Annotated in this window: 23 protein-coding genes and 1 pseudogene; 15 read left to right on the top strand and 9 right to left on the bottom strand. The window is 66.1% G+C overall.

Annotation, left to right across the window (positions count from 1 at the left end):
- Positions 1-741 precede the first annotated feature (741 nt).
- The 5 genes from A9W96_RS11385 (at position 742) to A9W96_RS11365 (ending at position 8,604) form a co-directional block, all read left to right on the top strand.
- A complete protein-coding gene (locus tag A9W96_RS11385) occupies positions 742-2,133 on the top strand; it encodes a condensation domain-containing protein (RefSeq protein WP_067139832.1) in 1,392 nt (463 codons plus the stop codon).
- A 36-nt stretch (positions 2,134-2,169) separates the two neighbouring features.
- Positions 2,170-3,816, top strand: a complete 1,647-nt coding sequence (locus A9W96_RS11380; protein ID WP_067139829.1) for an ABC transporter permease — start codon at positions 2,170-2,172, stop codon at positions 3,814-3,816.
- Entirely contained in the window at positions 3,816-5,156 is a 1,341-nt protein-coding gene (locus A9W96_RS11375) for a hypothetical protein (protein ID WP_067139826.1), read from the top strand. Before A9W96_RS11380 ends, A9W96_RS11375 begins: the two co-directional genes overlap by 1 nt.
- Entirely contained in the window at positions 5,156-6,403 is a 1,248-nt protein-coding gene (locus A9W96_RS11370; RefSeq protein WP_067139822.1) for a hypothetical protein, read from the top strand. Before A9W96_RS11375 ends, A9W96_RS11370 begins: the two co-directional genes overlap by 1 nt.
- A gap of 836 nt (positions 6,404-7,239) precedes the next feature.
- Positions 7,240-8,604, top strand: coding sequence for a PPE family protein (locus A9W96_RS11365; protein WP_067139819.1), 1,365 nt, complete (start codon positions 7,240-7,242; stop codon positions 8,602-8,604).
- A gap of 16 nt (positions 8,605-8,620) precedes the next feature.
- On the opposite strand, the gene A9W96_RS32605 is transcribed toward A9W96_RS11365, so the two are convergent.
- On the bottom strand, positions 8,621-8,758 hold the full coding sequence (locus tag A9W96_RS32605) for a hypothetical protein (protein WP_231999662.1): 138 nt from the start codon (positions 8,756-8,758) through the stop codon (positions 8,621-8,623).
- On the opposite strand from A9W96_RS32605, the gene A9W96_RS32600 reads away from it, so the two are divergent.
- Positions 8,751-8,945, top strand: a complete 195-nt coding sequence (locus A9W96_RS32600) for a hypothetical protein (RefSeq protein WP_231999661.1) — start codon at positions 8,751-8,753, stop codon at positions 8,943-8,945. The two genes, A9W96_RS32605 and A9W96_RS32600, sit on opposite strands and share 8 nt — an antisense overlap.
- Here the strand turns inward: A9W96_RS32600 and A9W96_RS11355 are convergent.
- From A9W96_RS11355 to A9W96_RS11345, 3 genes are all read right to left on the bottom strand, one after another.
- A complete protein-coding gene (locus A9W96_RS11355) occupies positions 8,942-9,439 on the bottom strand; it encodes a MarR family winged helix-turn-helix transcriptional regulator (RefSeq protein ID WP_066867830.1) in 498 nt (165 codons plus the stop codon). The two genes, A9W96_RS32600 and A9W96_RS11355, sit on opposite strands and share 4 nt — an antisense overlap.
- Positions 9,440-9,652: 213 nt before the next feature.
- Positions 9,653-10,597: an NADP-dependent oxidoreductase gene (locus A9W96_RS11350; protein WP_067139850.1), complete on the bottom strand. Its 945-nt coding sequence runs from the start codon at positions 10,595-10,597 to the stop codon at positions 9,653-9,655.
- Positions 10,598-10,785: 188 nt separating this feature from the next.
- A complete protein-coding gene (locus tag A9W96_RS11345; RefSeq protein ID WP_067139816.1) occupies positions 10,786-11,619 on the bottom strand; it encodes a helix-turn-helix transcriptional regulator in 834 nt (277 codons plus the stop codon).
- A gap of 101 nt (positions 11,620-11,720) precedes the next feature.
- Here A9W96_RS11345 and A9W96_RS11340 point away from each other — a divergent pair, with 101 nt between their 5' ends.
- Entirely contained in the window at positions 11,721-12,422 is a 702-nt protein-coding gene (locus tag A9W96_RS11340; RefSeq protein ID WP_067139813.1) for an SDR family NAD(P)-dependent oxidoreductase, read from the top strand.
- A 48-nt stretch (positions 12,423-12,470) separates the two neighbouring features.
- Here the strand turns inward: A9W96_RS11340 and A9W96_RS11335 are convergent, their stop codons facing one another.
- Positions 12,471-13,061: a TetR/AcrR family transcriptional regulator gene (locus tag A9W96_RS11335; RefSeq protein ID WP_067139810.1), complete on the bottom strand. Its 591-nt coding sequence runs from the start codon at positions 13,059-13,061 to the stop codon at positions 12,471-12,473.
- 100 nt (positions 13,062-13,161) lie between these two features.
- Between A9W96_RS11335 and A9W96_RS11330 the strand changes: the two genes are divergently transcribed.
- The 6 genes from A9W96_RS11330 to A9W96_RS11305 all read left to right on the top strand — a co-directional run bounded on the left by A9W96_RS11330 (position 13,162) and on the right by A9W96_RS11305 (position 18,928).
- Positions 13,162-13,638: a DUF1772 domain-containing protein gene (locus A9W96_RS11330; protein WP_067139808.1), complete on the top strand. Its 477-nt coding sequence runs from the start codon at positions 13,162-13,164 to the stop codon at positions 13,636-13,638.
- A 54-nt stretch (positions 13,639-13,692) separates the two neighbouring features.
- Positions 13,693-14,007: an NIPSNAP family protein gene (locus tag A9W96_RS11325; RefSeq protein WP_067139804.1), complete on the top strand. Its 315-nt coding sequence runs from the start codon at positions 13,693-13,695 to the stop codon at positions 14,005-14,007.
- Positions 14,008-14,029: 22 nt separating this feature from the next.
- On the top strand, positions 14,030-14,413 hold the full coding sequence (locus tag A9W96_RS11320; protein WP_067139801.1) for a DUF4267 domain-containing protein: 384 nt from the start codon (positions 14,030-14,032) through the stop codon (positions 14,411-14,413).
- Positions 14,414-14,485: 72 nt separating this feature from the next.
- Entirely contained in the window at positions 14,486-15,151 is a 666-nt protein-coding gene (locus A9W96_RS11315) for a TetR/AcrR family transcriptional regulator (protein WP_231997999.1), read from the top strand.
- 409 nt (positions 15,152-15,560) lie between these two features.
- A complete protein-coding gene (locus A9W96_RS11310) occupies positions 15,561-16,031 on the top strand; it encodes an MmpS family transport accessory protein (RefSeq protein WP_304441480.1) in 471 nt (156 codons plus the stop codon).
- Positions 16,028-18,928 (top strand): RND family transporter, encoded by a 2,901-nt coding sequence (locus tag A9W96_RS11305; RefSeq protein ID WP_067139797.1) that lies wholly within the window; start codon positions 16,028-16,030, stop codon positions 18,926-18,928. The genes A9W96_RS11310 and A9W96_RS11305 overlap by 4 nt, the downstream gene beginning before the upstream one ends.
- A 335-nt stretch (positions 18,929-19,263) precedes the next feature.
- On the opposite strand, the gene A9W96_RS11300 is transcribed toward A9W96_RS11305, so the two are convergent.
- From A9W96_RS11300 to A9W96_RS11285, 4 genes are read right to left on the bottom strand one after another with little or no spacing between them, the layout of a single operon-like run.
- Positions 19,264-20,466, bottom strand: coding sequence for a cytochrome P450 (locus A9W96_RS11300; RefSeq protein WP_067139794.1), 1,203 nt, complete (start codon positions 20,464-20,466; stop codon positions 19,264-19,266).
- Positions 20,467-20,483: 17 nt separating this feature from the next.
- Positions 20,484-22,061, bottom strand: coding sequence for a bifunctional 3-(3-hydroxy-phenyl)propionate/3-hydroxycinnamic acid hydroxylase (locus tag A9W96_RS11295; RefSeq protein ID WP_067139791.1), 1,578 nt, complete (start codon positions 22,059-22,061; stop codon positions 20,484-20,486).
- Entirely contained in the window at positions 22,058-22,996 is a 939-nt protein-coding gene (locus tag A9W96_RS11290) for a fumarylacetoacetate hydrolase family protein (RefSeq protein WP_067139789.1), read from the bottom strand. The genes A9W96_RS11295 and A9W96_RS11290 overlap by 4 nt, the downstream gene beginning before the upstream one ends.
- The gene (locus A9W96_RS11285; protein WP_067139786.1) at positions 22,993-24,135 is read right to left on the bottom strand and encodes a VOC family protein; all 1,143 of its coding nucleotides are present in this window, start codon (positions 24,133-24,135) and stop codon (positions 22,993-22,995) included. Before A9W96_RS11285 ends, A9W96_RS11290 begins: the two co-directional genes overlap by 4 nt.
- A 112-nt stretch (positions 24,136-24,247) precedes the next feature.
- Between A9W96_RS11285 and A9W96_RS11280 the strand changes: the two genes are divergently transcribed.
- Both A9W96_RS11280 and A9W96_RS31390 read left to right on the top strand, forming a co-directional pair.
- The gene (locus tag A9W96_RS11280; RefSeq protein ID WP_067139783.1) at positions 24,248-24,967 is read left to right on the top strand and encodes a TetR/AcrR family transcriptional regulator; all 720 of its coding nucleotides are present in this window, start codon (positions 24,248-24,250) and stop codon (positions 24,965-24,967) included.
- 244 nt (positions 24,968-25,211) lie between these two features.
- Positions 25,212-25,288: pseudogene (locus A9W96_RS31390) on the top strand (VOC family protein); the annotation flags it as partial.

Here is a 25,288-nt window from a genome sequence, read left to right as displayed (position 1 = left end):
GTCTGCTGAGCCCTCGCGGCTTCGGCCCCGCGTGGCTCGCCTTTCGATGGGTGCTCAAGGATTGAACCCGCGCGTCACGCAGTTTGCTGCGGGCGCCACGGTTCTCACGATTTTTGATCCCCGAGTTGTCGTCGGCAGCGACGTAGGGCTCAGTGCCGCCGCACTTTTGGTGGATCGCTTGATTGTTTGCCCGCATCAGCGGCGCAAGAAATCTTTCACTGACAGTATTCCAATACGGCCGTGCATCACGATATGGTAACCCAGGCGCCGTTTCGGCAGGTCCGCAAGCATCACGTGGGGCCTAGTCAAGATTGCGCCGGCTCTGTGGGTGGGAATCGACAGGTTGGGTCATCACGTCGAGATAAATGCTTGTTCGAGTCGTAGTTCCGTGTTAACGACGCACGAATTAAATGACCCCGCGTGTCGACTACCTCACACGAGCACACGACCGGTTGGCAGAACTTCCTGTGCGATTGCGGGCCCGAGAGGGGAACTTTATGATTGCGCCGCGGAAGGGTCGGCGAGTCATTTGTCTGCGCCGCTTGACGATATGCGCATCACCGGCTGAAAACACCCTGGTCCGCACCGAACGTGCGCATTGTTCGACGCAGCGTGGCGCGAGGCACTTGCTGGGCCTGCGGAACCGGACCGCTTCGGCAACCGACTTACTCAGCAAATCACCTGCGGTGCCGCTAAGGTCATCCGGACCGGCGTCGCCAGCTGACGGACGAAAGGTAGCGCATGTTCTTGGGCACAGTTGAGGACTGGACAGCCGAGGGCACCGTCGTCTCCTGGTACCCCACTGCGGCTACCCATCGGCGCGCGGCCGAAGCTCAATACCATCCCGCCCCGGTGAGTTATCAGCAGGCGCAGCATCTTCGCTATTACCGCCGGCAGGTCAGTCGCGGCCGCGACATCCCGCGGTTGTGCATCGGGGCCTGGGAAATCAGCGGCACCTGCGACATCGACGCGATGACCCAAGCCGTGAATAGTCACCTCCGGCGACACGACACCTACCACGACCGGTTTGACTTCGGCGACAACGATGAGATTCTTCGCTATGTCATTCCCGACCCGGAGCTCATCACCTTGGCTCCAACGGATCTCGGGAAGATGGCGCCGAACCAGATCCGCAAACTGCTTCTCGATACGCCCGATCCGCTGCAATGGGACTGCTTTACCTTCGGCATCATTCAGGCCCAAGACCGGTTCACCATCTATATCGCCGTCGACCACCTGCGCGCCGACGGCATGTCGGCGGGGGTGATCTTCCTCGACATCCAGACCATGTACTACGCCGCGTTGCAGAGGGCGGAAAACCCACTGCCGCCGGCCCCGAGCCATCGCGAATACAGCGCGAACCAGCACGCGTACACCCGGGGCCTGAACGAGGAGTCGCCCGAGATCCAGTCGTGGCGGGCGTTTCTCGCGGCGAACAATGGGGCGCTCCCGAAATTCCCGCTGGAACTGGGTGAGTCGAATGCGGACACACCGGGGGCCATCGACGTATTCGACCTGATCGATGACGACCAGGGCCGCCGGTTCGAAGCGGTGTGCCGCGCGGCGGGCGCGCGTTTCAGCGGTGGCGTGTTCGCCTGCGCCGCGCTGACCGAACACCGGATAACCGGCGCCGCAACGTATTTCGGACTCACTCCATTCGACAACAGGCGGGAGCCCGCGTACGCCACCGCGGTCGGTTGGCTGGCCAGTTTCGTCCCGTTGGCGATTCCGACCGCCGGTGCGTCGTTCGCGGAGGTGGTCAGCGCCGCCCAGGCGTCTTTCGACGGCAACACGGCCCTGGGCGCGGTGCCGTACTACCACTTGCTCGAGTCGACGGACCCGTCGTCGAACCCCATCGAGGTTCCCGACCGCCCGGTCCCGATGCTGTCCTACATCGACATCCGCAAGTTGCCGTTCGGCGGCTACTTCGACGGCCTGCGCGCCGGCGTGTGGGGCGACAACCGGCTGTCGGAGACGGTGTGCATGTGGGTCAATCGCATGCACGACAAAACGCAGCTGGTGGTCGCCTACCCGGGCACCGACGTCGCCCGGAAATCCGTCCTGCGCTACGTCGAGACGATGCGCGCCGAATTCACCCGGGTGTGCGAGGCCGGACCGCATATCGATGCGTGATGCCCGTCCCGTCCTGTCGCCGCGGGAGGTCTCGGTATGAGTGCCCTCGTGGCACTCACTTTGCGCACGATGTCGGGATCGCGCCGCGATGCCGACCTACTCTTCGCGGCGCTGGCTCCGGTGGGCTGCTTCTTGGGGTTCACCCTCGTGCTGGGCGGCATCATCCGCACCGGCCCGATGACCTATGCGCAATACGTGCTTCCGGTGGTCATCGTGCAGGCGATGCTGTTCGGGGCGATGACCACAGCCGACCGCGCCGCGCGAGACCGGTTGTCCGGCTTCGGGTCCCGGCTTCGCACCCTGCCGGTCCCAGCGGCGGTGCCGCTGAGCGCACGGATGCTGTATTGCTTGATACGCGCGATCATCGCGCTGGTCGCTTCCGTTGCGGTCGGGTGGTCGTTCGGTTTCCGGATGCAGGGCGGCCCGGGCATCGCGGTTCTGTTCGTGGTCATCGTCGTGGCGTTCGCGATGGCGGTGTGTCTCGGCGCTGACGCTTTGGGCTCGCGCGTCGGCTCCGTCGAGTCGTCGAGCCAATTACTGCTGCTCCCCCAACTGGTCCTGGTGTTGTTGTCCACCGGCATCGCTCCGGCGGAATCTTTTCCAGCCTGGATCGGACCGTTCATTCGCTACCAACCGGTGTCGCAGGTCACCGAGACGCTGCGCGCTCTGTCCGCCGGTCACGTTCCGGGCCGGGAGCTCGCGGTGACGCTGGCGTGGTGCCTCGGATTGCTGGCGCTGTTCGGTGGACTCGCGGTGCGCATGCAGGGACGCGTCGGCGCGGGGAGTTCGGGCGCCGCCCGGCTCGTGCGCAAGCCCCGCCCGAACGCCTTACCGACGGGCGATGCGTGCGCCGAACAGGCCGCGATTGCCGTCAATACCGCTGCAGAGCAGAGGATTTCACGCCGGACACCGCTGACGGCCTTCGTCAGCCAAAGCGGGTCGGAGGCGGGACGGCTCCTGCGCCGCTGGCGGCGCGATCCGATCGTCGCGGTCCAGGCGCTGTTGTTTCCGACCTTTCTGCTCATCATCTACAAGCTGCTGGTCGGCAAATCCGTCCTGGCCTTCACCGGACACGACAGCCTGTACGGGCTGGTACCCATGTGCGCGGTGGTCGGCGCCGTGTTCGGCACCCTCGGCGCCGGTTTGGCTTTGCCGTCGGAGCGGGAGTCCGGTGTGCTGACCAGGCTGTGGGTGCAGCCAGTGCATCGAGCCAGCACCGTGGCGGGGCGACTGGTCGCCGAGGCCGCCCGAACCACCACGTCCGCCGTCGTGCTCACCGTCTTCGGGATCGCGCTGGGTCTGCGATTCAGCTATGGCTGGATGGCGATGCTGGCCTTCGTGCTGGTGCCCGTGGCGATTTCGGCGGGCATGGCGACGTTGGTCATCGCGATCGCGGCGCGCGCGGACGGCAAGGCGATGGTGACGTGGCTGGGTGCGGGGTGCGTCGTGCTGTTGTTCCTCAATACCGGTGTGGCGCCGGCCGAGGTGTTTCCGGGCTGGCTGCAACCCGTGGTGCGTTTTTCGCCGATATCGCCGACGATCGAGGCGATGCGCGCGCTCGCGGAGGGCGGACCGGTGCTGTCGCCGCTGTGGCAGGCGGGCCTGTGGGGTGGCGTCCTGGTCGCCGTGTTCGCGCCGGCGGCGGTGCGCGGGTATCGCGCCGCGGCCGAGGCGGGGTGCTAGTGACCAGGCTGGCGCTGTTGGACCAGGCCGCTTTCCTTCGGCTGCGCGCCACCGGTCAAGGCAGCACGGTGCAATGCACGTGGGTCTACGACCGTGACGTGAACATCGACGAATTGCGGGCCTTCAAGGACAATCTGGGTGCCGGCCTGCTCGGCCGGCGCATCGAGCGCTCGCCGTTGCCCTTCGGGCGTCATCGCTGGGTGGTCGACGGCCGCTCGCCCGACATCGCGTGGGAGCCGCGGCAACCGCGGCACGAGATCGGCGCGTGGCTCGAACGGCGCGCCCAGGTGCGGGTGGACCCCGAACATGGCCCGACGTTTCACCTCGGCGTGCTGCCGCTGGTCGACGGTGGCGCAGCGGTCACCCTGGTGGCCTCGCACTGCGTTGTCGACGGGCTCGGCATGGTTACGGCCGTTGCCGAAGCGGTCAAGGGAGAACAACGCAATCTCGGTTACGCTCGGCCGAATTCACGCGCGCGGTGGCGCGCGGTGGGCGAGGATCTTGTCGATGCCGTCATCGCGCTGCCGGCGGCGATCCGGGCGCTGATCGCGACGCTGCTGATATTGCTCAGGGTGTCGTCCAACCAGCAGCCCTCGCCGCGCACGCGGAACCCGGAGGCGCTCACGCCGACCGACGACCCGAACGCGGCGCCGTCGGTGACAATCCAAACCGACGCTGCGGCTTGGGAAGCGCGGGCGCGCAGCCTCAATGGAAGCAGCAACGCGCTCTTCGTTGCGTTCGTCGCTCGGCTGGCGCACCGGATGGGCAGAGTGCTGCCCGACGGGAACTCGGTGACGGTGGTGCTTCCGGTCAGCGACCGGACCCCCGACGACGACCGGGCCAACGCGCTGACCTCCATCACGGTGACGGTCGACGGCACGGCGGTGGCCGGCGACCTGACCGCGGTGCGCACCGACGTCAAGACAGCGCTGACGTCCTTGGAAGAACAGCCCAACGAAATGCTCGCCGGGTTGCCGCTCATCCCGTTCACGCCGCACTGGCTGGTCCGGCGCGCCGAAGGCATCGCGATGTCGTCTGGTCAGTTGCCGGTGGGATGTTCCAATCTGGGCGCCCTCGACGCCGCCGTCAGCCGCATCGACGGCGGGGACGCGTCCGAGCTTTCCATGCGGCTCGCCGAGCAGGGCATCACCCGGGCGCGTATCGAACAGGCACACGGCCAATTGTTCTGCGGCACAGGGACGGTCAACGGCAGCCGGTTTCTCACCGTCGTCGCCTATCAGAGCGGTTCCGGCGACACCTGCGCCGCCCGCGAGCTCGCGTGTGGTGCGCTGGCGGATCTACAGTTGTCCGCCACCACCGTGTACGAGGGCCGCAGCTGATGGTGGCCGTGGAAGTTGAGGCGAATCCGCTTACGCGAAACCACATCCTGTATGTGGGCGCCGCGATCGCGGCATGGTCGGCGGTCGTGTTGTGGTTCGCGATCAAGGTCGTTCCGCTCGACGTGTACTGGATGTCCTATTACGCCGCCGATTACCGGCACGGCTTCGTCCGTCGTGGCCTCGCCGGCGAATTGGTTCGCTCGGTCCCCGGACATTATTTCGCGGCCTCCCTCGGCCTGCGGTGGCTGTCCACTGGGATCTATCTGTGCGGACTGGCGGCGGTCGCGGGCGTGGTGGCGTTCAGTCGCCATCGCTCGCAGCGCCGGCTCCTGCTGGCGATGGCGATTCCGTTGCTGCCCTTCGGTGTACCGTTCGCGGCGTTTTCGGCCCGGCCGGACTTGTTCGGTGGGGCGGCCCTGGCGCTGTTCAGCTCGGCCTTGGCCATCACGCGTACCAGGGCCACCGCGATGGGCTGCTGCGCAACCTACGGCGCCGCGATCGCGGTGCTGACCCTGGTGCACGAGGCGAATGGGCTGCAGTACGCGTTGGGAGCCGTGCTGGCGATCATCGTTCTCGGCGGCGCGCTGGAAACCACCCAGCGTCGGGGCGTGCTCATGGCCGTGACACCGGGAGTGATCGCCGCGGCCGTCGTGGCGGGATTCGGCCGTCACGACATCGCCTCGCAACTGTGTGCGTCCGTACCGCATCGCGTGATGCCCAACCCCTTCGCCACGGTCACGTCGCCGCAAACGCTGATGCGCTTCGTCATCGACGGCCAGAGTCCCAGGACCGATTATCACGACTGGGTGTGCCGCAACGTGTTGCCGAACTACGACCACGGGATCGGGGACGCCGTCCGCGCCGTCGGTCACATCGGAATACTGGGCCTGACAATCTCTTTGCTATTCGGCGCCGCCGCGCTGGCGGTGACGCTGTGGGGAGTCAGCGGTGTTTCGGGCGTACCGCTGCGCGCGTTCGTCGCTGCCCTGCAAGGGCGAATGAACTGGGTGATCGCGGGCCTGGTGCTGGTCATCCCGGTATTCCTCACCGGTTACGACTGGACTCGCTGGCTGACGATCGTAGGGTTCGATGTCGCGATCGTGTTCGTTCTCTTCGCGGCCCGCCGACCGGAAATCGAGCAGGCGATGACCCCGAGAACGTTGCGACTGTTCATTCTGCTCTCGATCGCGTTCGCGTTGATCCCGGTGGGCACCGTCCCGGGTTTCGGCGGGCCCCGGATGATGTGACGCCACCGACGGCGTGGCTCGGGGCAGCCGCCGCGTCGCGGCTGGTAACGTAAGTGGCACTGTGAGTTTCGGAGTTACAAAGCCGTCACGCTGGTCACGACGACAAGCTGCGTCCGCCGTCGTTGCTGCGCTGGCCCTTCTCGCAGTTGTGCTCGGTTGCGGGGCTTTGCGCACCGAGAAGACAATCGACGCGGCAGCGGCGCCACCGGCGGTGGCGGCAGCGGCCAGCCCGGTTTCCGGCCCCACACAGCTGAGTAACGACTCGATACCGGTCCGTCGCGTTGGCGTGTGGTCCACCGTGAACGACGACAAGGCGTTCAAAGGCGGCGGGCTAAAGCGCTATCGGCCAACCACTTTGGCGTTTTCCACGCCCCGCTCCCCCGGATCCGCGACGCCCCCGATGGTCACGATTGTCCGCTCCGAGCAGCGGCTCGACCCGCCCGCTCGTGCGCCGGCGCCCAGCTCAGTTGACCAGAATTTACTGATTCGATTCTGCGTCGCCCGCTGCTGATCATGCATGGCGGACTCTCGCGGGCAACGCCGTCGCGGCAGGTCCGGCGTTAGCCGTCAACAGGTTTAGCTTGCCTGACGTCGGCTGATCCGCAGTCGCGGCAGTTGCATCGATGCGATCTTCGCGGTCGAAGCCAATCTGCCTCAATCGCCGCGAACCTCGGGCGTCGTCGTCAACCATGGCGCCTCTGCGCGTCGGCTTCGGCGATTTTCAATCAGCTACTTCATCTGCTGACCCGACGTGGGGCGCGACGCCACCAACGTCCAGCGACGCGATGGCCTCGGCACGGTCAGCCAACACAGGCACCAAAAAGTTAGGGAAAGACATGGATTTTGGCGCATTGCCACCAGAGATCAACTCCGGTCGGATGTACCTCGGTCCCGGGCCCGCCACCTTGCTGGCCGCCGCCGCGGGATGGGAGTCGCTGGCCGCCGAGCTGGCGGACGGCGCCGGAAGCTACCACGCCGTGATCGCGGGCCTCACCGGCGAGTCCTGGTCGGGGCCCGCGTCGATGTCGATGGCGGGCGCCGTGCTGCCCTACATGGCGTGGATGGCCGCCACCGCCGAGCAATGTGGGCAAACGGCGACGCAGGCCACGGCCGCCGCGGTGGCGTTCGAAACCGCTTACGCGATGACAGTGCCACCTCCGCTGATCGCAGCCAACCGCGCCCGGCTATTGGCATTAATCCAGACCAACATCTTCGGCCAGAACACGCCGGTCATCATGGCGACCGAGGCCGAGTACAGCGAGATGTGGGCGCAGGACGCCGCCGCGATGTACACCTACGCCGCCAATTCGGCTGCCGCGTCGAGGCTTTCGCCGATTGCGACGCCGCCGCAGACGACGAATCCGGCCGGCCACATCGGCACCGTCACGCGCGCGACGGCCCAATTCGGTAGCAGCGCACACACATCGGCGACGCAGTGGGCCTCTTCGGTGCCCCAGACTCTGCAGGGCCTCTCGACCCCCGGCTCAGCCTCGAGCACCGGTCTGTCGCAGGCGGCAATGGGCACGGGCGCGTCGCTCGGGTCGTCGGGAGCCTCCGCACCGCTCAGTTCCCTGTCGGGTTTGACCGGCGCCTCGGGCAAGGGTGCGACCAAGAGCGCGAGCACCGGTGCCGGCGCGGCCTCGGGCCTGGCCTCGGCACTCGCCGCCGCACCCGCGGCGGACGGGGCCACTGCGGGCCTGGCCTCCGAGGCGGCAGGATACGGCGCCGACGGCGCCGGTCTGATCGCCGACGGCGGTGGAATCGGCATCGACCTCTACGGCCTCGATTTGGATTATCAGGGCTTGGCACTGGACGAAGCGGGCGCCGGTTCCATCCTGGGGGCCGAGGGCGCCCAGGGCATAGCCGGCATGGGAGGGGCCGGCGCCGCGGCCGGCGTGGGAGGCCTCGAGCCGCTGGCGGGACTGGGCCAGGGCGCCGCGGCGAGCGTGGGCCAAGCCAGCGCGCTGAGCACCTTGTCCGTACCCCCGAGTTGGGCGACGACGGTTTCGTCCGTGGCCCCGCTGCCGGCGCTGGGCGGCGGTGCCGCGCCGGGCGGTTGGGCCGTCGCACCCGCGGCATCACCCGGCACCGCGGTGTCCAAGCTGCCATTGGGCGGCATGGTCGGACGCGAATCGGAGGGCGCCGTTCAACGCATCGGCATGCGCGTCTCGCTGATTCCGCATTCGCCGGTGGCCGGCTAGGGCACCGAATCGGTTATCACATCGTCAAAGGGTGGATAAGCTCTTCGACCGCAAAGGAAATCGCCATGAACATGCCCACAGCACACCAGACCGCGCGGCGCTCCACGCCGAACCGAAACCCGCTGTCTTTCAGCATGAAAGCGGTGATGTGCACCGCCCTGATCGTGGTGTTCGGCGCTTCGGTGGCGACGACGGCGGGCGCCGATCCGGGCGTTGGCGGTGAGCCCGATCCGTTCGGTGGCCTCAGTTGTAGCTGCGACCAGAGCGTTTCGACCGATGGTCCGGTCGCGAGGCAACAGGTCCGCCGGGGGATGCGGGAGGCGATTGCCAACGCGCACTAGCTGTGTCCCCTTGCGACCCGATTGCGTGGGGCGGCCGAGCGGGGCGGCCGAGCACGCATATGGTCGCGGGCACTGCTCATCATGTCGCCGAGGATTCGCACCTCGCGGGCGGACAGCGAGCCGAACAGCAGGTCTCGCACGACCTGGATGTGACCGGGCAGGACCTTGGCAACACGGGCCCGGCCCTTCTTGGTGATGTCCACGACCGTGGCGCGCTGGTCGTCAGGGGAAACCGCGCGAGTGATGAGCCCCTGCTTTTCCAATAGCCCTGCCTGATGGGTCAGGCCGGAACGGCTGTACACCACGCCGTCGGCCAACTCGGTCATGGTGAGCTTCCGTTGGGCGTCAGCGAGCTTGGCCAAAATCTCGAACTGCACGTAGCTCAGTCCTCCTTCGGCCTGCAACTGTTCGCGCACCGCATATTGCAGCAGGCTCACCGCCTCCATCAGGGCGAAGTAGGCCCGCAGTTGATTGGGGTTGAGGGCTTCGGCCATGCTTGGATTCTAATGTTTCGACATCGAAGTGGCTGGGTTTCGCTACGCGCTGGTAGCCTCCGCCCGGCGGCGACCATCGAGCGAGTGTGAAAGACACGGCGGCACAACTTTTCTCACCAGACATCTGTCGGGAGCGGCAGCGACCCCGCGCGCATGCGGGTAGACCGGAACCATAGCCCCGGTCTACCCGCGCTGAATGGTTGCGCCAGCGGTCTACTGCTCGGCGGGCAGGAGGATGGTCTTGCCGCGCAGCCGGCCGGCGTCGGATTCGGCGTGCACGGCCGCGGCCTGATCCAGGCCGCGGCGGTCGGCGACCTCGATGTGCAGTTGCCCGGCGTCGACGCGGCCGACCAGGCGTGCGAGCTGCTCAGCGTCGCTGCGGACGAAGACCCGCTGCGTGCGGACGCCGCGGCCGGGGTCTTCCGGCCCCGAAACCATGGTGCCGACGTGGAAACCGCCGTCGGCGACGACGTGGATGAGGGCTTCGGTCTGCTCTGGGGTGGTGGAGACCAGATTGAGTACCACGTCGAATGGCGCTCCGTCGACGGTGATCGGCGCGTGCGTGTAGTCGATGTAGTCGACGATCCGGTCGGCGCCATAGCCGCGCAGACGGTCGGCGTCGTGCGGCTTAGCGGTCGCGGTGACGACGGCCCCGGCCTGCTTGGCCAGCTGAACTGCATAGCCGCCGACCGCACCGGACGCACCGTTGATCAGGACCGTCTGCCCCACGGTCAGCCCGGCGATCTCGAACAGCGCCTGCCACGCGGTCAATCCGGCCTCCGGTAGCGCGGCCGCGTCGGCGAGAGCCACCGTTCGCGGCGCGGCGGCCACGGACTCGACCGGCGCGAGCGCGTAATCGGCCGCAGCGCCATCGGCATCCAACGGCAGAAAGGCCACGACCGCATCGCCGATTCTCCACCCCTGCACTTGCGCACCGATTTCGGCGATCGTCCCGGCCACATCGACGCCGGGGACGTGCGGGAAGCTGATTTTGTACACCTCAGACAGATATCCCCCGCGGATGCCGGCATCGACCGGGTTGAACGAGGTGGCGGCCACCTTCACCAGCACCTGCTGTGGTCCTGGCACCGGTCGCGGGGCCTCCTCGTACTGCAGAACGTCGCTACTGCCATAACGGTGGTATCGCACGGCTTTCATGATCTTCTCCTTTGTCATTTGCTTCGAATTCGAAGCAGCTACGTGAGTAGCAACCGCTTCGACATCGAAGCGATTTCCGCGACGCCTGTGATCGTCGTCACGATGCTTCGAGATTGAAGCATCGGCGATGGCACCCGTTGGGTAGATGGGCTCGATCGCGTCCAGGTGGCGCCTTAGGCGCCGACGAGCTAGCCGACGAGCGATTGAGCGCCGATGACCGCCAGCAGCGCCAGCCGCTCGGCGTCCTCCGTGCCGGGTTCGGCGGTGTAGAGCATGATCGTCAGGTCGGCGCCGGGAACAGTCAGCATGTCGCAATCCAGGGTGATCGCGCCGACCTGCGGGTGGACGATGGTCTTACGCGACGCCAGCTGATAGTTGACCACGGCGGACGAATCCCACAGCTCGGCGAACAGGCCACTCTCAGCCTTTAGCTCGTCGATCAACCGTCGCACGGCCTGGTCGGCGGGATAGCGTTGCGCCGTTGCCCGCAACGCCGCGACTTGGGCGGTTTGCAAGTCAAGCAGCGACTCCGGCGTGTGTCGTATCCGACCGCGGGCACCGAGAAAGTTGCGCCACAGCGCGTTTCGCTCCTTGCCGACATGCTCGCCCATGAGCGCGACGTAGAGCGGGCTGGCCATCAGCTGAGTCAGCGCCGCGTCGAACACGGCCACCGGCGTCTCCCGTAGCCGGTCGAGCATCCGTTGCACGCCCGGCGGAATATAGGCCGGTACCGTGCCCTGCCCCGGCGGCACCCGGCCGGCCAAGTTGAACAGGCGGACGCGATCCGCGCTGGACAGCCTCAACGCCCGGGCCAGAGCCTCGATGACCTGTTCCGACGGATTGACCGCACGCCCCTGCTCCAAGCGGGTTATGTAGTCGACCGAGATTCCGGCCAGCTGCGCGAGTTCTTCACGACGCAAGCCGGCGGCACGCCGATGACTCCCTCCGGAGAGTCCGGCGGCTTCCGGAGCCACTTTGTCGCGCCAGGCGCGCAGCGCCAGCCCGAATTCCGTCGTCGCCATGCGTCCACTTTGCCCTTATTCGGTTGAGCTGTCCTGGTATCGGCGGTCCTAGGAAAATTGGACTCCTGGCTCAGGGGGTGGCCGCATCGCATCGTGGGGTCATGACGACGACACTCATCACAGGAGCAAACAAAGGTATCGGCTTGGAAACCGCTCGCCACCTGGTGGGGCTGGGACACACCGTGTACTTGGGTAGCCGCGACGCAGAACGGGGTCGCCTGGCCGCTGGCGCCGTGGGCGCGCGCGCTATCCAGCTTGACATCACCGACGACGAGTCGGTGCAGGCCGCGGTTCGGACCATCGAGTCCGCCGGCGGGCTCGACGTTTTGGTCAACAACGCCGGGATCGAGGAACGCGCCGACGGCAACGCGGTGATCGGTCCCGCGGACGTGACCGCCGACGTGATGCGAAAGACGTTCGAGACAAATGTCTTTGGAACGGTCCGGGTGTTGCACGCGTTTTTACCGCTGCTGCAGAGGTCTGCCGCGCCGGTGGTGGTCAACGTCGGCAGCGGCCTGGGGTCGCTGACCCTGCTCTCGTCCGCCCCTGCGGACTTCTATCCCGGGGTGGCCTACCCGGCGTCGAAGGCGGCGCTGAACATGGTCACCGTGCAGTACGCCAAGGCGTTCCCGCACATCCGGATCAACGCCGTCGATCCCGGGTTCACGAAGACGGACCTCAACGGCAACACCGGTACGCAGACGGTGGCCGAGGGCGCCGAGGCGATCGTTCACATGGCACAGATTGGCGCAGACGGTCCGACCGGCACCTTCGTCAACCGCGGCGGTGCGCTGCCATGGTGATGATTGCTTGAAGAGCGTCGGCCGAGGCGCACGGCGCGGACGCGTTGCTTAGTCGACCGTTTCGTGTCTGCCGGCGAACTCCTTGACTAGCAGTTGGAGACGCTCCGCGTCGTGGTCTGGGCGCAACCGACCCGTGCGACTGAGTATCACCAGGCCGTGTAGCGCGGCCCAGAACACTTCGGTGAGGGTATCCGCGTCATGCTCATCAGCCACGAGTCGAACCGCTTGGCGCAGCTCATCGAACGCCGTCGTCAACTGCGGCGGTGTGTCCGGCGCGGCGAAGCGCAGGGTGGTCGCGCGCGTGAACATCGCGTCGTACACCGCCGGGTTGGCGCGGGCAAAGCCGAGGTAGGCGTGCGCGATTCGGCCCAGAGCTTCGGCGTCCGAGCCGCCGTCGGAGCGAGCGGCTCGAATGACGTCGGCGAGTTCGCCGAAGCCGTCGATAGCGACGGCCTCAGCGATTTGCTCCATGCCGGTGAAGTGCTTGTACAACACCGGCTGGCTGTACTCGATCTCGGTGGACAGCCGACGGGTCGTGACGGCATCCCAGCCGTCGGCCTCGGCCAGCTTGCGAGCCGTCGTGACAATCAGCCGCCGGCGCGCGGCACGCTCCCGCTCCCGGCGGTCCTCGATGCCCATGCCGGACGATAGCACGGCTAGAACTGCTAGCGCTGCTATTGACACGCCCAATACCCCGGGGTTAGCGTTGCTAACACCTACCACGGTGCGGAGTTTTGACATGACCTTGGACTTGATCGCCCGCGCCGCCGCCCTGGCCGCACTGCTCGGCACCGCGGTGGTCTACGGCACCGATGTGTTCTGCGCGATGGTGCTGCGACCGGCCCTGGCCGCGGTCGACGATCGTGCCCTGGTTGCGGTGACAGGAAGCGTGCATCGATACGGAGACCGGCGAATGCCGGTGCCGGGGGTACTCGGCGTTCTGGCCACCGCGGCAACCGCGGCGCTCGCAGCGGTGGCCGCGCATTGGCCACAGGCGATCGCCGCGGCCGCCGCCCTGATCGCGCTGTTGGTCTGGATCGTCCTCTACACGCGGGTGAGCGCCCCCATCAATCGACAATTGACCGCGGCCGCCGATACCGGCCAGGACCTGCCGAACGGGCGTGCGCTGCAAGCCAAGTGGGACAGCATCATCGGCCCCCGCGCCGTGCTACAGGGTCTGGCGGTGAGCGCCCTGTGCGTGGCGCTGATGTTCTAAAGCACCCGCATAGCCGCGGCAAAGGCGAAATAGATTGAAGGAGCGCTGAATTCGATGTTTCAGCTCAGGGTCTACACCATGCGATCACCCGAGGTTCTTGCCCAATACGCAACGGTTCACTGGGCCCGCCACTTGAGGACATTCACGTCGTTCGGCGTCACTACCCATGGCGTGTGGACCGAGCGCAGCGGCGCATCTCGCCTCATCACACTTATCGGCTACCCAGCGGGGGCCGACCCTGAACAACTCACGCGGCAGATCATGACCGGTTCCGAATTCGCTGCCGACATGGCCGGCTTCGACATCGGCGACATCGTCGGTGTCCAGACGATACTGCTTGATCCGACACCGTTTTCACCAATCCACTGACGCAAACCCGGGAGTCCGTTACATGTCCATCACCACCACCATCGGCTACGTCCTGGCCGGACTGCTAGCCGCGGGCATCGTCTTCATCGGCGCGCGATTCCTCGTCTCGCCCCGTGTGGCCGCCGCCGGCTACGGTGTGCTGCCAGATCTGGACCCACCGTCCGCTGGCGCCTACTTGAGCGTCAAGGGCATACGTGACATCGCCACCGGATTGTTCGTCATCATCCTGTTGGCCGCGGGCGCAACCCACCTGGTGGGCTGGGTGATGCTGGCCGCCACCATCATTCCGCTGGCTGACGCGTCGATCGTGCTGCGCAACGGCGGCTCGAGGTCGGTCGCGTGGGGAGTCCACGGCGTCACCGCCGCCGTCATGGTCATCACTTCTGCGCTCTTGATCATTGCGTAGGCAGGAGCGCCCCCCGGAGCGGATATTTCACATCCGTTTCGCTGGAGTATGCCGAAGATTACACTGAGCGACGTGCCGTCGGGGTGCGGGCCGTGCCGCCCGCTGCGGAAGGACGCTGAGCGCAATCGCCAGCGGGTGGTTGAGGCTGCCCGAGACCTCTTCGCGTCGAGAGGGCTCGAGGCGACCCTCAATGACGTCGCGCACCACGCCGGTGTCGGAGTGGGCACCGTTTATCGGCGATTTGCCACCAAAGACGAGCTGGTCGAGGCGATCTTTGAAGATGGCATCGATCAGATCACGGCGCTCGCCGAGTCCGCGCTGCAAGAAAAGAACTCGTGGCGAGGGTTTGTGTGGTTCGTGCAGCAGTTATGCGAGCTCACCGCAACCGACCGGGGGTTGCGGGAAGCCGTATTCAGCAAGGCTTACGGGGGTGACCGCGTCGAGGCTTCGCGGCTGCGGCTAACCCCTACGGTGACGAAACTCGTTGAGCGGGCCAAGGACGACGGCTATTTGCGCCCGGACATCTCACCTAACGACATGCCGTTCTTGGGCCTGATCGCGGGTACGGTCAGCGAGTACGCCGGCCATATCGAGCCGGAACTGTGGCGGCGATATGTGGCGATCCTCCTCGACGGTCTCCGCCACCGCAGGGGACAGAAACCGTTGACCGTCGAAGCGCTCGACGACGAACAGCTCGACGCCGCGATGCGCACCTGGTATCCCGCAGCGTCTAGCTGACCAGGCACCCGACCGATCGTCTCCGAGCGCGCATGACGGGCGAGCCATAGTCATCCACGGCACATGAGCCTTACCTCCGTTGCCGGCAGCATCGCACCCATGAGCGCCAACGGATCCCGAGAACGCCGACTCAACCGTGCAGATTGGAACCCGGTGCCGAAGCGCACGCCGGTCGAGGTGTCGACCCCGCGAGCCGATGTGACCACCGTCCCACAGAAGCGGATTGACTTCATCCACTTAGGCGGTTAGGTTACCTCTTACTCCCCCACGTCGTCGTCGGTCATCCACTTCGCGCTGGCCGCATTTCGCCGAAAGGCCCGTAGTTGACTGCCTTTTCCGATGCGACTCGAGTTCACACCATCCCGTCGGGCCCGAGCGTGACCCCGCCCGAACACCGCGGTGCGAGGCGATGGGCGCACGGCGAATCACGCGCCGGGTGCCGGCGATGAATGCGACGGTCGGACTCGTGCGGCGGGTGTGGCTGCCGCTGCTCATCGTGGTGGCAGTCGCGGTCGGTGGCGTCGCGGTGACGAAGTTGCGTGCGGTCTTTGGCTCCAACCCCATCCTGGTGGCGCCCAACAGTTCTGACAGCGCAGCGGACTTCAACCCCAAGGTCGTCACCTACGAGGTGTTCGGCTCTGCGGCCAGGGCGGTCATCAATTACCTCGACCTCGAGGGGAAGCCGCAGCGCGCCCCGGACGTGGTGTTGCCGTGGTCGTTGACGCTGCAGACCACCGCACCGGCGGCAACGCCCAATCTGCTTGCCCAGGGCGACGGCAGCTCCATTGCTTGTCGGATCACCGTTGATCGCGCGGTCAGGGACGAACGATCGGTGGCCGGGGTGAATGCCATGACCTTCTGCTTGGTGAAGTCGGCATGAGCGCCCTGATGGACCAAACCCAGACCGAGCCCATCCCGGCCGCCCGCCACGCGTCGCGCCCTGGGATACCGCGCACGATTCGGGTGCTGGCGGTGCCGATCATCCTTGCCTGGGTCGCCGTGGTCGTGGTTCTCAATACCGTTGTGCCGCAACTGGAGGTTGTCGGCAAGACCCGCGCGGTGTCGATGAGTCCCAATGATGCGCCGTCGATGATCGCCACCAAACGGGTGGGCAAGGTGTTTCACGAGTACGACACGAGCAGCTCGGTGATGATCGTGCTCGAAGGCGACAAACCGCTGGGTGCCGACGCCCACCAGTTCTATGACCGCGTGGTGCGCGACCTGCGGGCTGACCCGAAGCATATCCAGCACGTGCAGGATTTCTGGGGTGATTCGTTCACCGCCGCTGCGGCACAAAGCGTCGACGGCAAGGCCGCCTACGTGCAGGTCTACATCGCCGGAGATCAGGGAGAAGCACTGGCCAACGAGTCGGTGGAGGCGGTGCGCCATGTCATCGCCAGCGTGCCCGCACCGGCGGGCGTCAAGGCCTATGTGACCGGTCCTGCGGCAATGAGCGCCGATCAAAACGAGACCGGCGACAAGAGCATGCAGGTGATCACGCTGCTCACCTTTGCCGTCATCATCACGATGCTGTTGCTCGTCTACCGATCGGTGGTCACGGTGGGCATCGTGTTGGTGATGGTGCTGCTGGAATTGGCCGGTGCTCGGGGATTGGTGGCCTTCCTCGGCTATTTCAAGGTTTTCGGCCTGACGACGTTTGCGACTAATCTGGTAGTGACGCTGGCGATCGCCGCGGCCACCGACTACGCCATCTTCCTGATCGGCCGCTACCAAGAAGCGCGTCGGCTGGGCGAGGACCGAGAAGCCGCTTATTACAGCATGTTTCACGGCACGGCCCACGTCGTGCTGGCTTCGGGAATGACTATTGCCGGGGCGGCCTTCTGCTTGCGCTTCACCCGTCTGCCGTACTTCCAGACCATGGGAATACCTTTGGCGATCGGCATGACGATCGTGGTCGCTGCGGCGTTGACACTCGGGCCGGCGCTGATCGCGGTGGCCAGTCGCTTTGGCCGGGTTCTCGATCCCAAACACATGACCCAGCCACGGGGATGGCGGCGTATCGGTGCGGCGACGGTGCGCTGGCCCGGCGCCATCCTGATCTGCGCGATCCTGATCGCGCTGGTCGGCTTGCTGACGCTGCCCGGCTACCACACCACCTACAACGACCGCATCTATTTACCCGCTAGCGTCCCGGCGAACGTCGGCTATGCGGCCGCGGATCGCCACTTCTCCCAAGCGAAGATGAATCCCGATTTGTTGATGGTCGAAGCCGATCACGATTTGCGTAACCCCGCCAGTTTCCTGGTGATCGACAAGATCGCCAAAGCCCTTGTGCGGGTGCACGGTATCGCCCAGGTGCAAACCATCACGCGGCCCGAGGGACGGCCGATCCAACACACCTCGATCCCCTACAACATCAGCATGAACAGCACCGGCCAGGTGATGAACAACGACTACCAACAGACCGTCCTGCAAAACACCCTCAAACAGGCCGACGACATGCAGGTCAGCATCGACTCGATGGAGAAAATGCAGGCCATCACCCAGCAACTGGCCGGCGTCACCCACAACATGGCCACCAAGATGAAGAAGACCAGCGGGGACGTACAGGACTTACGCGATCACATGGCCGATTTCGAAGATGTCTGGCGCCCGATCCGCAGCTACTTCTACTGGGAAAAGCATTGCTTCGATATCCCGGTCTGCTGGTCGCTGCGGTCGGTGTTCGACGCCCTGGACGGCATCAGCACCATGTCCGACGACCTCTCCGATCTGGTTCCCGACCTTGACCGCATGGACGCGTTGATGCCGCAGATGGTGGCCCTGATGCCGCCCATGATCGCGTCGATGAAAAACCAGAAACAGATGATGCTCAACCAGTATCAGGCCCAGAAAGCCCAGCAAGACCAAACCATGGCCTTGCAGGACAACGCCACAGCCATGGGCCAGGCGTTCGACGAGGCCAAAAACGACGACTCCTTCTACCTGCCGCCCGAAGCATTCGACAACGCCGACTTCAAACGCGGCGTGAAGCTGTTCTTGTCCCCGGACGGTCATGCCGTGCGGTTCACCATCATTCACCAAGGCGACCCGTTGACAGAGGAAGGCACGTCGCGCACGGCGCCGCTCAAAATCGCGGCAGCAGACGCTATCAAAGGGACACCGTTGGAGGGATCAAGGATCTACCTCGGTGGAAGCGCAGCCATGTACACCGACATGCAGAAGGGCGCCAACTACGACCTGCTCATCGTCGCGGTCGCCGCACTGATCTTGATCTTCATCATCATGGTGATCTTGACCCGGGCCGTGGCTGCCGCGGCGGTCATCGTGGGAACCGTGGTGTTGAGCCTGTCCGCGTCGTTTGGGCTCTCAGTACTGCTGTGGGAACACATCATTGGCATTCCCCTGCACTGGATGGTGCTGCCGATGACGGTCATCATCCTGTTGGCCGTGGGATCCGACTACAACTTGCTACTGGTCTCGCGGATGAAGGAGGAGATCCACGCTGGGCTCAACACCGGCATCATCCGCGCCATGGTCGGCACCGGTTCCGTGGTCACCTCCGCCGGCCTGGTGTTCGCCTTCACGATGATGTCCATGGCCATAAGCAGACTCATCGTGATCGGACAAGTCGGCACCACCATCGGTCTCGGCCTGCTCTTCGACACTCTGATTGTCCGCTCGCTGATGACGCCCTCCCTGGCAGCCTTGCTGGGCAGGTGGTTCTGGTGGCCACGCCGCGTGCGGCCCCGCCCCCTTCCCCAACCATGGCCGCAACCGCTGCGTCACGAGTCCAAGGAGATGCAAAAAGTATGAGCAGCCCCGCACCACGCAGGTGACCCCCGGGCTGACTGAGAAGCGGGTCATTTCGGGACCACCCACTGGTTAGATGAAGAAGCTTTGGTGGACGGCTGATTCAGCATGCACCACACCGAAAATTCACCGCACTGAATCCAGTGGTACCGGTGGGCTTCCCCAGACCCTCGACTTCCCGGCCACCATCTCGGGTGTGCCTTAAAATCGTCAGGAGTAAACACTTTCGACAGCCGGGCGACCTCGACGCGGTGTACCGGTACCACGGCATCGACGCAGACAGCATCGTGCGCGCCGCGCTCGATGTCACGACGTGAATCAGTGGGAAGTCTGAGGCGTCACCGCCGGGTTGAGGCCGCGATCAGCCGCACCGGCAGGTGGTCGTGACGATGGATGATGTTGTTGACCGCCCAGGTCGGCTCCGCGGTTACCTCGATGCGCTCGACGCTCTCGGTGAGCGCTTTGAGCATTGCGGTGGTCTCGAGCCGCGCGAGGGCTTGGCCGGCGCAGGCGTGCGCGCCGTTGCCGAACCCGACGTGGCGTCCGGCGTCATTGCGGATGTCGAAAACGTCGGGAGCATCCCACTCGCGCTCGTCACGGTTGGCTGAGGCGTAGATGACCAGCAGCCGGGCGCCAGCAGCGATGGGCACACCCTCGATCTCCGTGCTGTGCACGGCCTTTCGAGTGAACGCGCGAAGCGGGGACTCGTAGCGCACGACTTCGTTGACGGCGTTGGGGATCAAAGAGCGATCACTTTTGAGCAGTTCCCACTGGTCGGGACGCCGGGCGAACAGGTAGATGGCATTCGAGATAGCGCTGATGGTGGTGTCCAGCGACGGGGCGATGTAATCGATCATCAGCGGCGGCACTTCGTCGACGGCGAGATTGCCCTCGTCGACAGCGGTCAGGAGTTCATGGGCCATGCTGCCGGGTAACACGTTGCGGTCGCGTACGACGCGGCGCGCGAAGCACAGCATCTGCAGGCTGCGCGGTACGGCTTTAAGCGCCTGCAGGTTCGCCGGTCCCAGGATGTCGAATGTGGCTGCGCCCCAATCGAGTAAGCGGGCTCGTTGATCGCGCGGCCACCCCACCAGATCGGGCACGACGGCCAGCGGTAGGGCCGTGGCGAGATCGGCGACCGCGTCCACCTGTTCCCGGCGCAGGGCGTCCTCGACGATGGAGCGGGCCTGGGCGTCGACGTCGTCGCCGAGCGCGCGCAGGGCGCGAGGCATCATGCGGTGCGCGAGGAGTTTTCGGCGCCGGTCATGGTCGGCGCCGTCGCTGTTGAGGGTGGTGCCGCGCGAGAGGCGGTTGGCCAGCGGGTTGGCTGCGACCCCGTGTCCGGACAGGAACTGGCCGTCGTCGCGCAGGGTGGCCTTGCATGCGGCGTAGCGCGGCAGCGCGTAGAGGCGGTGGCGGGCCAGCCAAACGACGGGCCCAAGTTCACGCAAGGCACGGTAGTGCGGGTGGGGGTCGAGAATCGCTGCGCGGGTGTAGATGTTGGGCCGGTACACCGGTACGGCAGAGGGGCGACGAAACACGGGGACGATTCCTATTCCTAGTGGGCCGGGCCGATACGTTGCGAGATGTCCGACGCTCGGTCGACCAGGAACAGCGGGACAGCGCGGCACAGGGTGGTGAGGTTGCGGCCGGCGATCATGACGGTGCGGTCGGGCCGGATCACCGCGGCCTTGACGTGGTGGCGGTTCAGCCAGCGGGCCAGCTCGGACCCGGCGGCGGCGTGGACCGTGCGGGCACCGCGTGCCACCACGATGTCCCGCTGCGACGGGGTCAGCTCGACGGTGGTGATCACGCCGAAGCCTGTTCCCAATGCGTCGTCGAGCCGACAACCGTTGCCCAGAAACGGGTTTGGGCAGAGCCGCCCCGTGATACCGCGGGTCGCCAGGGTGCGCCGAACCAGCGTCGAGGACCGCAGCGGCGGGGTCTGCGAATCGGTGACCTTCGCCCGCAGCCCGGGCACCAGGTGCACGCGGGGCAGCACGACGGCGCGGGCGGCCGCGCCGAGCCGGCCCCCGAACGTCATAACGCGTCCGACGTTGAGCGCCAAGGCGATCATGGCGCGGGCATGCGGCCGTCGCTCGGCCTCGTAGCTGTCGAGCACACTGGGCGCGAGACCTCCGCGCTGGACGGCGCCGATCTTCCATGCCAAGTTCATCGCGTCGCGCAGTCCGGCACCCATGCCCTGACCGATGAACGGCGGGGTGAGATGGGCCGCGTCGCCGAGCAGAAAGATGTTCCCACGCCGCCAGCGGTCGGCGATCTGAGCGCGGAAGGTGTACTCGGCGGCCCGCATCACGCGCAGGTCCGCGTCATCAACGTGTCGCGTCCACGGGGCGATCAGCGGCCGAAGGGCGGCCAGGGTGGCGTAGTCGTCGACCGATTCGTGATCGAGCAGCGCGAACTCCCAGCGGTACCTCGTGGGTCCGATACGCATGTAGGTCCCGGCCCGCTGCCCGTCGCAGACCTGATGCACGCCGTCCCACTGCTGCAGGTCGGCGGTGGTGGTGATGTCGACGACCAGCCAGCGCTGGTCGAACTTCAGGTTGCGCATCGACGCGCCTATGGCGCCGCGCACTGTGCTGTTGGCACCGTCGCAGCCCAGCACGTAGTCGGCGCTGAGTGTCGACTCGAGGTTGGTCATGCGGTCGCGGATCCGCAGGTGCAGTGGACCTGCCGCATCGTTTGCGGTCACCCCGAGAACCTCGACGTCACCTCGGAATCGGGCGTGCGGAAAACGGGCGAGGTTGCGGCGGAGCAACTCCTCGAGTTCGGGTTGGTCGAACATGCTTGCCGCTGGAAAGCCGTTCTGCGTCACCGGTGTATCGCGCCGGAATTCTGCCAGTACCTTCAGATTCCGGTCCACCAAGCGCAGACCGCGGGCCGGACGGGAGATCGCGGCGAAGTCGTCGGCGATGCCGAGCCGGGCCAGGATGCGGTAGACCTCATCATCGAGGTGCACGGCGCGCGGCTGCGGATAGACCTGCGGCCACCGGTCCAGCACCAGGGTGTCCACCCCGTACTGCGCGAGCAAGGTCGCCGCGGTGATGCCGGTGGGACCGCCGCCCACGATGGCCACCGAGACATGCTCGGCGGGCGCGCCACTGGGGGCGCTCATGCGTGGCGCACCGCCAACCGTTGGGCGCCGAGATCGATGGCGCCGTCGTCGGTGGCAATGGAGGCCTCGACGACGTCGCCGTGCTGCAGATACTTCGGGTTCTTCGCCTGTCGGGAGAAGAAGGCTTTCCACTTGACGGCCGGTGGTAGCAGGTTGCCGATGATCTCGATTGGCTTGGGCGGGGCGGTCAGCGCGGTGCCGGCCGGGGTGCCGGTGAGGATCAGGTCGCCGGCCGCGAGGTCTTGGAATCGTGTCAGCGATTGCAGTGCTTGTAGCGGTCGGTAGAGCATGTCGCCGTCGACGACCGAATTCTGGCGCTCCTCACCGCTGACGCTCAGGCGCAGCCGCAGGTCGCCGAATCGGGTCAGCTCGGTAGGGTCGACGAGCACCAGCGCCGGCCCTACCGGGGTGAAGGTCGGGTACGACTTCGCCTCGTAGAACTGCGTTTGCGGCAATTGGATGTCGCGGGCGGACACGTCATTGGTGATGGTCAGACCGGCGATGTACTCGGCCAGGTTCGCGTCGGTGATGGAGGTGCCCACCGGGATGTCGCGCCCGATCACCAAGCCGATTTCGACCTCGTAGTCCAGCAGCTGCACATGCGGCGGGCGGACGATCTCGCCGAAGGGCCCGGTGATGGACGCCGAGGACTTCCGGAAAAACGTCAGCGGCACCGTCTTTGGGTCCATACCGGAATCGATGACGTGGGATTCGAAGTTGGTCATCTGGGCGACGACGCGGCAAGGAGTGGTCACCGGGGACAGCAGCTGCAGTTCGTCGAGGGCGATGCTGCCGGCCGTGGCCGCAGCCGCGTCGATCGCGGCTCTGTCGGCGAGGAGTTCGGCCGTGGTCGCGGCGCTGGTGTCGATGCGGGCGGCGCCGGTGGGGCTTTGCACCCACCAGCCGTCCGCGGTGCGGAGGACGGAAATGGTCACGAGACCGCTACTTTCAGTAGTCCGATGAGCCGGTTGAGGTCGAATTCGTTGTCCGCGCGCAGGGCGGTGAGCATCGCGGTCAGCTGATGGCGCGCCGCGCGGGGGTCGGCATCGAGGAAGTCTTTGGTCGCCGGTGGCCCCCACTGCGCCAGGCCGGATGCGGTGAAGGGGGCCCAGCCGGGTTCGAGGGTGTTGTCGAACATGTCACCGTCGGTGAAGTGCTCGACGAGGAAGCCGTCCGGGTCGCGCCAATAGTCGAACAGTTGGCTGCCCTGGATGTGGCGACCGATCCCCCAGGACCGGTAGTAGCCGCGTTCACGCAGGTATTCACCACCGGCGGCCAGCGCGTCGAGATCGCTGACTTCGTAGGCGGAGTGGATGTAGCGGTTGGCCGGTCCGAGTGCCAGGGCGAGGGTGTGGTGGTCGGTCGGGGTGGTGCCGCGGTCGCAGCGGATAAAACTCATTGCCGGGCCGCGGGCGCGCTGGCCGGGGAAGAACAGGAAGTCGCTGACGATCATCCCGAAGGTGTCCAGATACCAGTTGAGTGTGCGCAGGTAGGTGGTGGACTGCAGTACGACGTGACCGAGGCGTTGCACGCGGGCGGGCACGCGAGGCGGCCGCACGGTGGCGTTGATCCGCGCGTCGTCGGGCCCGGTGTTGACGACCTGCGGGGCCTGAGCGGGTTGGGCCGGCAGCTCGTGGAGACCGGCGACGACCTTGACCGCCATCCCGCTGGGATCGGTCAGATGCACCGCCACTCCCCCGATCGATTCCGGGAGCGGCTGCAGCGAGGCGCCGGTTTTGTCCGCCAGACGGACCAGGTCGACCTCGTCGGCCGCGCGCAGCGCGAGTCCGGCGAATCGGCTGCGCTGCCCGCGACGCAGTACGACGCATGCCGAGCCGGCGTTGGTGCCGCGCAGATGCAGCTGCTGGGGCTCGCGTAGGGCGATGCCGAACCCGAAAGCTCGGGCGAAGGCCTCCGCGCGGACCAGGTCGGGCTTGTCGAACTCGAGCCAGGCGATGTCGGCCACCCGAATGATGGGATCCCGCGACCGGCCGGGATGTTCGCCGCGCAGGGCGCCCCGGTCGCTGTGCAGACCCGCGTGCCCGTCGCTCACTGGCGTCACTCTCTGTGCCACGCGCTGCCCTCCTCGCCTTTGATCTGACGAAATCGTCACATACGTACGAATGCTCAGTCAAGGGTTCTGACGATATCCTCAGGATTGAGCCGAACCTGATAACCTGTGGCCCATGGACATGCCCGAGCGCGATGCCGCTGAGTCGTCGAACACGCCGGTCAACCGCCTGGAACGACGCAAGATGCGCACGCGCAACGCTCTGGTGCGGGCGGCGAAAGGGTTTATCGCGCAGGGCAAACTCAGCGTTCCCATACTGGAAATCACCCAGGCCGCCGATGTGGGCATGGGGTCCTTCTACAACCACTTCTCGAGCAAGGAGGAGCTGTTCGCCGCGGCCGTGACCGACGCCCTCGATGACCTCGGTGCCCTGCTCGACGGCTTCACCGGATCGATCTCGGACCCAGCCGAAACTTTTGCCGCCAACTACCGCCTGAGCGGGCGACTGTTCCGTTACCGCCCGCAGGAGGCTGCGTTGCTGCTGGCGCACGGAGACTCGCTCATCCTGTCCGACCGCGGACTGTCGCCGCGGGCGCGACGCGACATCGCCGCGGCGATCGACCAGGAACGGTTCACAATCGGCGATCCCGAACTGGGCTTGGCCATCGCCGGAGGCATGTTCATCGGCCTGGCCACGCTGCTGCGGGAGCGTCCCGAACGTGACACCGACGCCACCGTCGACGCGGTCACCGAACGCCTCCTGCGGACGCTCGGCATGACGCCCAAACAGGCCAGCGCGCTGTGCCGCAAGCCGCTGCCCGACATCTCATCATTGCGCGAATCGCCCGTCGACTGGCCCACCCCGATAACACCCGCCTCGATCGACCCCCACTGAAACACGTTCGCCTCCGCGCGACCCCGATACCTTCTCGCGCTGCGAACGCGCGCCCGCGCGGTTAACATCGGTACATACTCCTGCGGCACAGCCAGCAGCCGCAGTTCTTCATTTCGCGTGGGACGCAGGACCGTGCAGGAGCCCGTCCCCACTTGATCCAAGGAAATTTCATGAGCGACCCTCTGTTTGCCGGTTTTTCGGACGCCGGCTGGGATCACGCACCGTGGGATGTCGAACCGATATTCTCGGCCTCGTCCGATCGCAGGCCGGGCCTCCGCACGCAGTGGTGTTCGAGACGAAGCCGATCGCGTTCGCACTCCG

It is taken from the genome of Mycobacterium sp. 1245852.3 (assembly GCF_001669335.1).
Taxonomy (GTDB): Bacteria; Actinomycetota; Actinomycetes; order Mycobacteriales; family Mycobacteriaceae; genus Mycobacterium; species Mycobacterium europaeum_A.
This window is presented reverse-complemented; position numbering and strand designations above follow the sequence as displayed.